The sequence below is a fragment of the Ruegeria arenilitoris genome (assembly GCF_013035425.1).
Taxonomy (GTDB): domain Bacteria; phylum Pseudomonadota; class Alphaproteobacteria; order Rhodobacterales; family Rhodobacteraceae; genus Ruegeria; species Ruegeria arenilitoris_A.
Genome location: NZ_WQHX01000003.1, coordinates 661,908 through 674,415, shown reverse-complemented (window position 1 = coordinate 674,415; position 12,508 = coordinate 661,908). Strand labels below are relative to the sequence as shown.

The following is a 12,508-nucleotide window of genomic DNA, read 5'->3' as shown; positions in this document are numbered from 1 at the left end:
CGCATTCTAATCAAGATCAAGCGTCGAATGCATCTCGCAATGGACCGCACAATTTAAAACGCCAGAAACAGGTCATGCGGCAAACACAACGTTTGTCCCGCAATGCGCGGCGTTTCATGAAATTCTAAGGGTTAATCGACGGACCTAAAGTGCTTGGATAGCTTTAGGCCCTGTCCCTGATAATTCGACGCGATCCCCGCTCCGTACAGCTGAGTAGGTAGTTCGGCCATTCTCTCGTAAACCAATCGGCCCACGACCTGACCATGTTCCAAAACAAACGGAGCTTCATGGCAGCGCACCTCAAGAACTCCACGTGATCCGGCTCCGCCAGCAGCCGCGTGACCGAAGCCCGGGTCAAAGAATCCAGCATAATGCACGCGGAACTCACCCACCATCGCCAGGTAGGGGGCCATTTCTGCGGCGTACATTGGCGGGATATGCACGGCCTCACGGCTGACGAGTATGTAGAAAGCACCGGGGTCTAGGATGATGCGGCCATCATTTGTGCGTACTTCTTCCCAATAGTCCTGCGGATCATATCCGCCGATGCGGTCGAGGTCGATTACCCCAGTGTGCGGCTTAGCGCGATAGCCAACCAAGTCGGTATCTGGCAATTGCAGGTCGACAGAAAACCCCAGCCCGTCTTGAATAACTGCAGGGCCGTCAACCAATGGGGACTCAGCATGCAAAGTGGTTAGCTCATCGTCGCTTAGTACCGCCTGTCCTTGCCGGAAACGAATTTGGTTAAGCCGCATTCCTGGACGAACAAGAACCGAAAATGATCTTGGGCAAATTTCGGCATAAAGCGGTCCGGCGTATCCCGCCGGAACGCGGTCGAATTCAGTTCCGCCATCGGTAATAGTACGGGTCAGCAAATCGAGGCGACCGGTAGAGCTTTTTGCGTTGGCGACAGCGTTGACGCCTGGCGGTAGCGCGAGCGACTCAATCAATGGAACAAGGTAGACGCATCCTTTTTCCAGTACCGCGCCGTCCGCGATATCGATTCGATGCATCTCAAATTCGCGAAGGCTGTCTTCGACCGTGCGGCCTTCGCCAGAGAGGAAAGAGGCTCGGACCCGATAAGCTATTGTTCCAAGTCGTAAATCCAGGCTGGCTGGTTGGATTTGTTCGGACATGACTGCGGGGTTAGCGGTAATTTCACCGCAGTCTATCATCGCTTGAATCTGCTGGTTCGCGCACACGCCTGTCATTCTGATCCCTCCTTACACCAGAGTGGGACCTGGCCTGTGTGCCGTATACGCCGGTGTGATTTGGTCGGGCTAGCAGGACTTGAACCTGCGACCTTCCGTCCCCCAGACGGACGCGCTACCAGGCTGCGCCATAGCCCGACGATGGGGTGTACATAAAGACTTTCCCGGCAGGGGCAAGAGGAAAACATCGCCGTTATTGTTATCCCGCTGCCCGGCCATCGACCCGATCCAGCCAAGCGCGGAGATCCCGTGCAATGGGGGCGATCCGATTCAAAAGATCATCGTCAAACTCTGATCGATTCCAAGCAAGTGCTGCAACTCCACTTACTACCGGCGGGGCGCCGTCAGCGTCTTCCATAGGCGATGTGGTTGCATCAGCGCCAGGGGAGGTCGTTTCCTGCGATACAGCTACATTCGCCTTTCGGGATGGCCGCTGGCTTTCTGTATCCTGCAGGTCCAGTCGGATTTGCTCTGCAGAGGGTGATGGTTTGGTGGCAAAGGGTACCACAGTCGTATCTGCCGTAACCTTTTCAACTGCGGCTTCGTCGATGTCGGGTGAAAGTGCAGCGACGTGGGCGACACCCTCTTCACGCAGAATACGCTGTACGCCTTTGATGGTAATACCATCATCATGCAACAACTTCTTTATTCCGCCTAATAACCGCATGTCATTGGGTCGATAGTATCGACGACCACCAGCTCGTTTGACAGGTTTGACCTGTGAAAAGCGGCTTTCCCAAAATCTTAGAACATGCGCCTGTACGCCGAGCCAGTCCGCAACCTCACTTATGGTGCGAAATGCGTCGGGTGACTTGCTCATCTCTTTGGAACCTCGGGCTTACTTGCGGTTCCCAGCGGCGACGCGATCCTTCATCAGGTGCGACGGGCGGAACGTAAGGACACGGCGTGGTTGGATAGGAACCTCTTCGCCGGTCTTAGGATTGCGACCGATGCGAGCAGTTTTATCCCGAACGCTGAAAGTACCAAAAGACGAAATCTTTACCTGCTCTCCACGCACTAATGCGTCGGACATGTGGTTCAATACGCTTTCGACGAGTTGAGCACTTTCATTGCGTGAAAGGCCAACCTCACGAAAGACGGCCTCGCTTAGATCCATTCGGGTTAGTGTTTTGTCACCCATGCCAATTCCCCTGTTGATAGCAAATCATACGGCGATGCAAAATTCGCTGTCAATATCAATGAATTGCAGGTGGCTGTGTAAGCTGGTTTGTGCCGGTTACCAACGCAGTGCGATTGCACCCCACGCCAGACCGCCGCCAATCGCCTCAGTCACGATCAAGTCGCCCGGTTTTATCTGGCCCCGTTCTTTGCCAACCGACAACGCCAGCGGAATTGAAGCCGCCGAAGTGTTTCCGTGGTCCTGAACCGTTACCACAACCCGATCCATGGGTACGCCCATCTTTTTAGCGGTACCCTGAATGATTCTAATATTGGCCTGATGGGGCACTATCCAGTCGACATCGTCATTATTCAATCCCGCGCGATCCAGCGCGGTTTCCGCAGTTTTCGAAAGCTTTTCAACGGCATGTCGGAAAACCTGATTGCCTTGCATGCGAAGATGTCCGGTAGATTGCGTCGAAACTCCACCATCCACGTAAAGCAGGTCTTTGTAGCGACCGTCTGAATTCAGATCGATCGCAAGTATGCCGCGATCCTGCGAAGTTCCTTCCCCCTCCTGCCGTTCGAGAACCAAAGCGCCTGCGCCGTCGCCGAACAGGACGCATGTGGATCGATCAGTCCAGTCCATAATTCGGGAAAATGTTTCCGCGCCGATTACTAGAACGCGTTCCGCCTGACCCGACAGAATCAGTGCGTTGGCATTACTAAGAGCAAAAACAAATCCAGCACATACCGCTTGCACGTCGAACGCAAAGCCCCTGGTCATGCCCAAACGAGCTTGTACCATCGTTGCGGCAGACGGAAAGGTTAGATCGGCAGTGGAAGTCGCCAAAACAATTGCATCGATGTCGTCTGCCACAAGCCCCGCATCCTTCAGGGCGTTCTGGGCCGCGAATGTCGCTAGGTCCGAAGTGGTTTCGTCATCTGCTGCAAAGTGTCGGCGTTCGATCCCAGAACGGGTTCTTATCCATTCATCCGTCGTGTCCAAGGTTTTTTCAAATTCAGCATTCGGGACAACACGTTTGGGCAGGTAATGCCCAACACCTACAACAACTGAACGGCCTGCCATGCTCGGGTACTGCCTTTTTGTTATTCTTCGAACTGCGATGCAGATTGCGCGGCATCTTGTGCAAGCGCGGCTGTGGATGCAACCCGTGCCGCCAATTTTTCAGAGAAGCCGGATTCGGCCAATGTAAAGGCCAGCTTGATCGCGGCGGAAACTCCGGTTGCGTCGGCGCCACCGTGCGACTTGATCACGGTACCGTTCAAACCCAGAAACACGCCTCCGTTTACACGACGCGGATCAATCCGTTTCTTCAGGCGGTTCAGTGAAGTGATCGCAAGGATCGAAGCCAGTCGCGATAGCGGGGAGTACTTAAATGCCTCGCGCAGCAAATCGCCGATCAGGCTAGCCGTGCCTTCGCCAGTTTTAATCGCAACGTTGCCAGTAAACCCATCAGTTACAATGACATCGGCCTTGTCACCCGGAATATCACTGCCCTCGACAAAGCCGACAAAATCGAAATTTGCCTGCTCTGCAAAATCCGAAATCATGGCGTGCGCTTCTTTCAGCTCTGCCCGACCTTTGTGCTCTTCAGTGCCGACGTTCAACAATCCGATCCGTGGACGAGCCAATGACATGCCGTTTCTTGAATAAGAGGCGCCCATCAACGCGTATTGCAACAGGTCCTTGGCATCAGCTCGGACATCTGCCCCAACATCGAGCATCACATTGAACCCCTGCGGGTTGCGCGAAGGCCACAGTATGGCGATGGCGGGGCGGTTGACACCCGGTAGTTTGCGAAGGCGCATCATCGATAACGCCATCAATGCGCCAGTATTTCCGCAAGATACGGCACCATGCGCTTCGCCTTGCCGTACAGACTCCAGCGCGGACCACATGGATGTTTCCTTACCGCTGCGGACGACCTGGCTGGGCTTGTCTTCCATCGTGACAACATCTGGGCAATCACGAAAAACGACGCGCCCATCAAGAACACGCCGTTTTGAAACCAGTTTGCGCAAAACGCTTTCGTGACCGTGAAGTACGAACCCGATCTTGGGGTTTATGCTTGCAGACTTGGCTATGCCTGCAACAACGACCGCCGGACCGGAATCTCCGCCCATAGCGTCAACCGAGATGACTGTCCTTTCGGTTTGCGTGGGCTGGTCCGTCATACCTTGGCCGATGCTCTGTCGGGCTTAGGCCGCGTCTTCATCCAAGTCAATTTCATCAGCCTGCGCAACGACTTCACGATCGTCATAGTGGCCGCAGGAAGCGCAGACATGGTGCGGGCGTTTCAGCTCGCCGCAGTTCGGGCATTCGTTCGGGTTAGCAGCAACCAGAGCGTCGTGTGCGCGGCGGTTGTTGCGACGCGACTTGGAAACTTTGTTCTGTTGGACGGCCATGGTCTCAACCTTTGTCTGACTGGGGCCTGCAGATTCGCTGCTGGCCGGGTTTCGTTCTTCGTTTTTCTCTTGGTTTGACGCGCGTTTAGGCGACGAGCGCCGCGATGTCCAACCTAAATTCCGATGAGCGCGCGAAAATACTGCGATTCTCGGCATGTTCAAGCGATTTTTCTGAGCGACTGCTATGACAGGAAATCAAGGCTCTGTCACTCGTCTTTTTTTAAAGCATCGCGCAGACTGGCCAACCCAGCAAAGGGTTTGACTTCCTCGTCCGACATGACCTGCTTCCCAGGTTCTGTAAAGGAGCTTTGGCCAAGGGCGGCATCTTCTTTCCTTGGATATTGGGGCAGCGCCAGAGACAAGGCCTCGGCCATAACTGTTGCAAGGTCAATGTAGGGACCAAGTGCCTCGGTGTCGTCATCTTCGGGCATTTCGAATTCAGGTTCGTCCGGCTCGTCCCATTCAGCAAGAAATACCCGGTGAACCGGGGTTTCGATACGAGTCGTCACCGGTTCAAGGGTGACAACACAAGGTTGGGTCACTGTTGCACCTAGTTTCGCATTCAAAACCCAATCCCGTTTACCCTGCGTCCGTACGTTGCCGACAAAGGAAAGCTTTCGTAAACCCAAAAGGTCCAGATCCCGTTTCAGCCTTTCCAATTCGGTGGTTCCCGGGCGCAATTCAAATGGCGTGGGGGCGTTCTGCGGCAGATCGGCGACACGCAATGGGTTGGTTTCGGTCATTTGTGACCCTTTCCTGTGTTGAACCACGGCAATGGTTTCTGTAATCGGATAGAAGCCGTGCGAAGCCAAGGCAAGAGGGTGTGAATGTTGAAGGTGACTAACAAAGCGAAACCGGTGATCAGGGCGCTGGCCGTTGGCAGCGTACTGTTGACGGTTGCCTGCACCCCGATTGTAAAGAAGCACGGTTATGTCCCGCCACCCGAAGATTTGGCAGAAATCAAGGTAGGCGTCGATACACGAGACACAGTTGTTGAGACGATCGGTGCACCCAGTTCGTCCGGTGTAGTGCGGGATTCAGATTATTATTATGTGTCGTCACGCATTCGCCACTATGGTCCAAAGCGCCCCGAGGTGGTGTCGCGCGAACTGGTAGCGATTAGCTTTGACCAGCGTGGGATAGTCCGCAACGTCGAACGTTTCGGTCTTGAGGACGGGGTGGTCGTTGTGCTCGATCGTCGGGTGACCGATTCCAGTGTCCAAAACAAAGGTTTCCTTCGGCAGCTGCTGGGCAATATCGGCAACTTCAACCCAGCGAATATTCCCGGGGCTAACAACTAATTTTGCCCACTGGCTTGTGATTTCACAGGGTCGTCACATTTTCTATGTTAGGGACGCGACAAGGACAAACAGGTCAGCAACCGTGGGGAATGCGACCATGGCCACAGCAGATGTCTTGAACAAAGGTCGGTATCTTGCAAGGCAAGCGCAGTCGCCGCAGGATATTGCGGCAGCTCAGGAGTTGAGGACGCTGGCCTTTGCGACCAAACAAACCGACAGCGACGTTTTTGACGAAATGTGCGATCACATCTTGGTCGAGGATACGCGATATGGCGGGTGTTTGGTTTGTTGCTTTCGCATGCTGACAATGCACGAAGGCACGGAAATCACGAATAGCTATTCTGCGCAATACTACGATTTAACAGCGCTTCAAAATTTTAGAGGCCGAATGGTCGAGATGGGGCGCTTTTGCATTCACCCTGAATGGACCGACCCAGATATTATACGAGTCGCGTGGGGTGCGATGACTACCTTTGTTGATCAGAACGATGTTCAATTGCTGTTCGGATGTTCGTCGTTTGAAGGCATCGAAACTGATGAGTATCTGGATGCGTTCGCAATGCTCAAACAAAAGCACCTTGCGCCCAAGCGCTGGTTGCCGCGGGTTAAGGCGCCTGATGTGTTTCGTTTTGCCGCACGTTTGCGTCGGCTCCCGGACGCGAAAAAAGCTATGCTTCGAATGCCCCCCTTATTGCGCACCTATCTGATGATGGGAGGTTGGGTGAGCGATCATGCCGTAGTGGATCGGCATATGAACACGTTGCATGTATTCACTGGTCTCGAAATTGGGGCCATTCCCCCGACTCGCAAGCGCTTGCTTAGGGCCGTATCAGGTTGAACCCAGAATTCGGGAAAACGAGCCGCTCGGGACGTTGACGCTTTCGCTTTGCCGTATTAGCTGGCAGGCATGGCGAGAATTCCTTTGTTGCAGATGTCCGGCATTTCGCTGACCTTTGGGGGCGAGCCGTTATTTTCCGGTCTGGATCTGGTTGTTCAGCCCGGTGACCGCGTTGCGTTGGTGGGCCGTAACGGATCAGGCAAGTCAACTTTGATGAAAGTGATGGCTGGGTTGGTCGAACCTGATCATGGGCAAATAGTGATCCCTCCAGGAAAATCCGCTGGCTACATGGAACAGGATCCGGAGATGCAGGGGTTCGCGACGTTGGGCGATTATGCTTCCAGCGGTTTGGAGCCGGGGGAACTTTACAAGGTCGAACGGGCTGGCGAAGGCTTGAAATTCGAACCTTCTCGCGCGGTTGAAACGGCTTCGGGTGGCGAACGGCGACGGGCAGCACTGGCAAAGCTTATGGCCGAAGCACCCGATTTGATGCTTCTGGACGAACCAACTAACCATCTGGATATTGAAGCGATTGCTTGGTTGGAACGCGAATTGGGCGCATCACGCGCGGCCTATGTACTGATTTCCCACGACCGCGCATTCTTGCGAGCACTTACCCGTGCAACCTTGTGGATTGACCGCAGTGTCGTGCGTCGAAAGGAACAGGGTTTTGAGGCATTTGAGGCCTGGCGGGACAAAACTTGGCAAGAAGAAGATCAGCAGCGGCACAAGTTGAACCGCCTGATCAAATCAGAAGCCCGCTGGGCGGTCGAAGGCATTAGTGCCCGTCGCAAGCGAAATCAGGGTCGTGTACGCGCATTGCAGGCTTTGCGCGCCGAAAAAGCCGCACAGATCAAGCGTCAAGGGGCGGCCGCTATGTCTCTGGAGGCGGGGCCCAAATCCGGTCGCAAAGTGATAGAGGCTAAAGGGTTGGCGAAGAGTTTCGGCGACAAAAAGCTCGTCCGAAACTTTGATCTGTTGGTTCAACGCGGTGACCGCGTGGCATTTGTCGGCCCTAACGGAGTGGGGAAAACAACGTTACTGAAAATGTTGCTTGGGCAAGAGGAGCCTGATTCTGGATCAGTCCTTCTGGGCACCAATCTGGAGATCGCGGTTTTCGATCAGGCAAGGGCCCAGCTGGATCCTGAAATGTCGCTTTGGGATTCCCTGACTGGTGATCCGGAAATGCGGGTCTCAGGCAAGGCTGATCAAGTCATGGTTCGAGGGCAACCAAAACACGTCGTCGGTTATCTCAAGGAATTTCTGTTTGACGATCAACAGGCAAGGGCTGCGGTCAAGTCTTTGTCCGGAGGTGAAAAAGCCCGGTTGCTGCTTGCAAAGTTGATGGCAAAGTCATCCAATCTGTTGGTGCTCGACGAGCCAACCAACGATCTGGATGTCGAGACGTTGGATTTGTTGCAAGAGCTGTTGGATGACTTTGACGGCACCGTCCTTTTGGTCAGTCACGACCGGGATTTTTTGGATCGCGTTGCGACTACTACTATTGCGATGGAAGGTGATGGCCGCGCTACGGTTTATGCCGGCGGGTGGTCAGACTATGTCGCGCAGCGGGGTGACATTTTTCAGAAAACCACAGTTAAGGCAAAGTCTTCGAAGCCAAAGGTTCAACAAGAATCTAAACCCAAAGCAGGCTTGTCGTTCTCAGAAAGGCACCGGCTTGAGAAACTACCTTCCGAAATTTCTCGGCTGGAGGCAGAAATTGCCAAGTTGGAGGAGTTGATGTCGGATCCAGACCTGTTCAATCGTGAACCTGTGAAGTTCGAGAAGGCAACTGACGCACTGGTTGCGAGGCAAGAAAGACTGCTTGCGGCCGAAGAGGAATGGTTGACGCTCGAAGAAAAGGCCGAGGGTGCGTGAGCTTTCGATCTTAATGTCAGGCGATCACTGAGACGTTCCTTTTTCTGTCGCGACCAACTGTTTGGCAGGCCTAAAAAGGCCGCAGCGCGTGCTTTTCGGTCGTACCTATAAATATTTCAAGCGCCCAGCACTCTGCACTTTCGCGCGTAGCCAGTTGTTGAACATTATCAACGCATTCGCAGTGCGCCGTCTATGCGGATTACCTCTCCATTCAGATAACCCATTTCAACAATGAAAGCGGCTAAACGCCCGTATTCACGCGGGTCCCCCAACCGAGCCGGATTTGGGACGTCAGCAGCAAGCTGGGCCTGAATATCTTCTGGTAATCCGGCCAACATGGGTGTCATGAAAATACCCGGTGCAATGGTCATAACCCGTATCCCGCTGGACGCCAGATCGCGTGCCATCGGAAGCGTCATGCCGACTACGCCACCTTTGGACGCTGCATAGGCAGCTTGCCCCTTTTGGCCGTCAAAAGCGGCGATGGAAGCAGTATTGATAATCACACCACGAGCGCCGTCCGGGTCAGGGCTGTTCTTGACCATTTCGGCCGCAGCAAGTCGCGAGACGTTGAAAGTGCCCGCGAGATTGATGTCAATCGTTCGCTGAAATGCGTCCAAAGGGTGTGGCCCATCTTTGCCCACTGTTTTGATCCCATATGCGATCCCGGCGCAGTTTACTGCAGCGGTAATCTTGCCCATGCTCTCCGCAGCCAACGAAACAGCTGCGGCAACCGAAGTCTCATCAGTGACGTCGGTTTCGGCAAAATAGCCACCGATCTCGGACGCGACACTACTGCCGCGTTCAGCATCCCGATCCAGAATTGTTACTTTCGCGCCGTGTTCCGAGAAGTAACGAGCTGTTGCTTCACCCAGGCCAGACGCGCCGCCGGTGATGATCACAGCTGTATCGGAAAGTTCCATGTTTCTCTCCTTGTTGGATATGAACAGATGTTCATTAAATGCATCTTTTGGGGCGTGTCCACAAAATTGAAGCAAGCTTATCTTGAAGGAATCTTCAGCGATCTTTCATGTTTGCTTCACGCTCGGTCACCACCTCGGCACAGAACAGCCTGTCCCAGTCGGGATTTTTCAGCCAAGAGGTATGGAAATGTCAGAGAGTTACCGAAAGGTTCTGGGCGCAGCTATCGCCGCGCCAGCACTTGGCGCAATGATGCTCGGCAGCGCAGAAGCTGCACAAGACGTTTGCGATTGGCGAACCGCTCGTAACATCGCAAGCAGTGGGAATTACGCCGCTTTGTGTGACTGCACGCACGTAACGCCCAGCTTTATTAAGCGGTTGCAAAACAGGGCGGACTTCAGTGACACTTTGCAAGCAACGTCAGCGCAATGCCCGGGGCTTACCGAATTGTTGACTGATCTTCCAACAGCCAATCTAACAAATGCTCAAGCCGCTGGAACCGGCGGTGAAAACCGGGACTCTGACAGAGATGATGTCGAGCTGAGCGCTAATGGAGAAACCGGTGATGGGCAATACGTTGGCAACTCTGGTGGAGAAAGCTTCGGTGAGGGCAATGGTGCTGGTCCAAGCGACGGCGGCGCTAATAGCGGCGGGAATTCCGAAAACGACGGAGAAAATGACGTTGGGGGAAGCAACGAACCGGGTAACGACGACGATGGAACCGGTGAAACTGGAGATGGCACCGACAATGGAAACGACGGCCCCAGCATTGGAAACGACGGACCTAGCAAGGGAAAAGATGGCCCCGGCCAGGGGAAAGACGGACCTGGAAAGGGGAAAGATAGCCCCGGGAAGGGCGCCGGAAAAGGTGGAAATGGTGACAAGGGCGGCAAAGGCAAAAAATAAGATTTGCGACCCTAAGAAAGCACGCGACTCGCAAGAAAACAAAAGTGACCACCTCATTAAGTGGTCACTTGCTGTTTTAACGCTCCGGCAAGAAGCTATCCCAGCTGAACCAGCGCATGCCGTTTTTTACCGGCGCTTAACTTAACGGGTGAGGACAGAATTCCTTGATCGATCATCAAGCCGGCGTCAGTTAATGGAGCATCGTCAAGTTTCGCTCCGTTTTCGGCAATCAGGCGCTTGGCTTCTTTCCCAGATTTGGCGAGCCCCGATTTGACTATCAATTGAACGACCGAAATCGGTAACTCTTCTCCGGATAACGTCAAAGTTGGCAAGTCGTCTCCAACACCACCTCGCTCAAATACTTCGCGGGCGGTGGCTTCAGCATTGATTGCGGCGTTGGTCCCGTGCAGTAGGCTAGTAACTTCATTCGCCAAACGGATCTTTGCCTCGTTTATTTCTGATCCCGCCAGTGCCGCTAGACGATCACACTCGTCAACTGGCAACTCGGTGAAGATTTTCAGGAACCGACCAACATCAGCATCTGTTGTATTTCGCCAGAACTGCCAGAACTCGTAGGCCGATAACATGTCTCCGTTTAGCCAAACAGCACCCCCCTGTGACTTACCCATCTTGCGGCCGTCACTAGTTGTAAGCAGTGGAGTGGTCAGTCCATAGATTTCATGATCCAACACACGGCGTGTCAGGTCTATGCCGTTTACGATGTTTCCCCATTGGTCCGACCCGCCCATTTGCAGCACACAGCCGTAGCGGCGATTTAGCTCAAGGAAGTCATACGCCTGCAAAATCATGTAGTTGAATTCGAGAAACGAGAGCGACTGTTCGCGGTCCAACCTAGATTTCACCGATTCAAACGAAAGCATCCGGTTGACCGAAAAATGCCGTCCAATGTCGCGCAGGAAATCAAGGTAATTCAGATCGTCCAACCACTCGGCATTGTTGAGCATCAAGGCTCCAGTTTCGCTGTCGTCATAGGACAGGTACTTTGAGAATACTTGCTTCATGCCCTCGATATTGGCGTCGATCTGATCAGGACCTAAAAGGGGGCGTTCGTCTGAACGGAATGAGGGATCACCCACCTTTGTTGTGCCCCCGCCCATCAACGTAATTGGTTTGTGTCCAGTTTTTTGTAACCAGCGCAGAACCATGATGTTCATCAGGTGGCCCACGTGAAGCGACTGCGCAGTGGCATCATAGCCGATATAGGCAGTCTGTACCCCGCTTATCAGTGCTTCATCCAGGCCTTGATAATCGGTGCAGTCGGCAAGAAAGCCGCGCTCGATCATCGTGGCGATGAAATCCGATTTGGGGTGGTAGTTCATGACGCTCAACAGGCCTTTTGTTTTGGCCCTTTCGGCAAGGGCAGGTGGAAGTTATAGGTCAGTGGAAATCAAACCAGACCCGCCTGTCCACACGAATAGGGCAAAGTTTCGTTGGACATTGTTTCCTAATTCCTTATGTCTTCACGAATGTCCAGTCACTACTCGAGACATGTTGTCCAGTGTCAGATCTGGGGCAAGGAAATACCTAAACATATTCTCAAAGAAATAGTGGCAGTCATCACCCCCTAACACCCTTCCCGATCCTCGCCTAGGTGATTTACCAGAGCTTGAAAGGAAATTTGGGTGCAGTGGCTATGCAGAATATCCAAAGGTCACTAAACCCAACGGGGATTTGGGTTCTGGTCATGTCTTTATTAACTAGACTAGCGTTTCGGATGGAGGTTCCTGCCGCAAAGTGGGCGTTCACCGAGATTGAGTGAGCAACCGCCTTGAGCCCAAAAGCTGAAATTATCGGTTTCAACGGATCGCGGACACAGCAGCATGTAGGGTGAAAAGGCCCGAAAACTGTCCCACCTGGGCAAATCAAGCGATACACACGAGGCG

At 53.6% G+C, this 12,508-nt stretch carries 13 protein-coding genes and 1 tRNA gene; 4 read left to right on the top strand and 10 right to left on the bottom strand.

The window, feature by feature from the left end:
- Nucleotides 1-131: 131 nt before the first annotated feature.
- From GOV45_RS12375 to GOV45_RS12340, 8 genes are all read right to left on the bottom strand, one after another.
- Nucleotides 132-1,211, bottom strand: a complete 1,080-nt coding sequence (locus GOV45_RS12375) for a 2'-deoxycytidine 5'-triphosphate deaminase (protein WP_170477983.1) — start codon at nucleotides 1,209-1,211, stop codon at nucleotides 132-134.
- A gap of 61 nt (nucleotides 1,212-1,272) precedes the next feature.
- A tRNA-Pro gene (locus GOV45_RS12370) sits at nucleotides 1,273-1,349 on the bottom strand.
- Between the two features lie 61 nt (nucleotides 1,350-1,410).
- Nucleotides 1,411-2,031, bottom strand: a complete 621-nt coding sequence (locus tag GOV45_RS12365) for a MerR family transcriptional regulator (protein WP_170477980.1) — start codon at nucleotides 2,029-2,031, stop codon at nucleotides 1,411-1,413.
- Nucleotides 2,032-2,049: 18 nt separating this feature from the next.
- Nucleotides 2,050-2,352, bottom strand: a complete 303-nt coding sequence (gene ihfA, locus GOV45_RS12360; protein ID WP_008755922.1) for an integration host factor subunit alpha — start codon at nucleotides 2,350-2,352, stop codon at nucleotides 2,050-2,052.
- 96 nt (nucleotides 2,353-2,448) lie between these two features.
- The gene (locus GOV45_RS12355; protein WP_170477977.1) at nucleotides 2,449-3,420 is read right to left on the bottom strand and encodes a beta-ketoacyl-ACP synthase III; all 972 of its coding nucleotides are present in this window, start codon (nucleotides 3,418-3,420) and stop codon (nucleotides 2,449-2,451) included.
- Between the two features lie 20 nt (nucleotides 3,421-3,440).
- Complete coding sequence (gene plsX / locus GOV45_RS12350; protein WP_170477974.1) at nucleotides 3,441-4,529, bottom strand: phosphate acyltransferase PlsX; 1,089 nt, start codon at nucleotides 4,527-4,529, stop codon at nucleotides 3,441-3,443.
- 24 nt (nucleotides 4,530-4,553) lie between these two features.
- Nucleotides 4,554-4,760: a 50S ribosomal protein L32 gene (rpmF, locus tag GOV45_RS12345; RefSeq protein WP_008756996.1), complete on the bottom strand. Its 207-nt coding sequence runs from the start codon at nucleotides 4,758-4,760 to the stop codon at nucleotides 4,554-4,556.
- Between the two features lie 206 nt (nucleotides 4,761-4,966).
- Nucleotides 4,967-5,503, bottom strand: coding sequence for a YceD family protein (locus tag GOV45_RS12340; protein ID WP_170477971.1), 537 nt, complete (start codon nucleotides 5,501-5,503; stop codon nucleotides 4,967-4,969).
- Between the two features lie 84 nt (nucleotides 5,504-5,587).
- Here GOV45_RS12340 and GOV45_RS12335 point away from each other — a divergent pair, with 84 nt between their 5' ends.
- The 3 genes from GOV45_RS12335 (at nucleotide 5,588) to GOV45_RS12325 (ending at nucleotide 8,777) form a co-directional block, all read left to right on the top strand.
- Nucleotides 5,588-6,061 carry an outer membrane protein assembly factor BamE gene (locus tag GOV45_RS12335; RefSeq protein WP_170477968.1) on the top strand — a complete coding sequence of 158 codons (474 nt, stop codon included), beginning with the start codon at nucleotides 5,588-5,590 and terminating at the stop codon, nucleotides 6,059-6,061.
- 97 nt (nucleotides 6,062-6,158) lie between these two features.
- Nucleotides 6,159-6,899, top strand: coding sequence for a GNAT family N-acetyltransferase (locus tag GOV45_RS12330; protein ID WP_170477966.1), 741 nt, complete (start codon nucleotides 6,159-6,161; stop codon nucleotides 6,897-6,899).
- A gap of 69 nt (nucleotides 6,900-6,968) precedes the next feature.
- Nucleotides 6,969-8,777 (top strand): ABC-F family ATP-binding cassette domain-containing protein, encoded by a 1,809-nt coding sequence (locus GOV45_RS12325; RefSeq protein WP_170477963.1) that lies wholly within the window; start codon nucleotides 6,969-6,971, stop codon nucleotides 8,775-8,777.
- A 167-nt stretch (nucleotides 8,778-8,944) separates the two neighbouring features.
- Here the strand turns inward: GOV45_RS12325 and GOV45_RS12320 are convergent, their stop codons facing one another.
- Nucleotides 8,945-9,700, bottom strand: coding sequence for an SDR family NAD(P)-dependent oxidoreductase (locus GOV45_RS12320; protein WP_170477960.1), 756 nt, complete (start codon nucleotides 9,698-9,700; stop codon nucleotides 8,945-8,947).
- A 187-nt stretch (nucleotides 9,701-9,887) separates the two neighbouring features.
- On the opposite strand from GOV45_RS12320, the gene GOV45_RS12315 reads away from it, so the two are divergent.
- Complete coding sequence (locus GOV45_RS12315; protein WP_170476637.1) at nucleotides 9,888-10,604, top strand: hypothetical protein; 717 nt, start codon at nucleotides 9,888-9,890, stop codon at nucleotides 10,602-10,604.
- 95 nt (nucleotides 10,605-10,699) lie between these two features.
- On the opposite strand, the gene tyrS is transcribed toward GOV45_RS12315, so the two are convergent.
- Entirely contained in the window at nucleotides 10,700-11,944 is a 1,245-nt protein-coding gene (tyrS, locus tag GOV45_RS12310; protein ID WP_170477958.1) for a tyrosine--tRNA ligase, read from the bottom strand.
- Nucleotides 11,945-12,508: the final 564 nt, after the last annotated feature.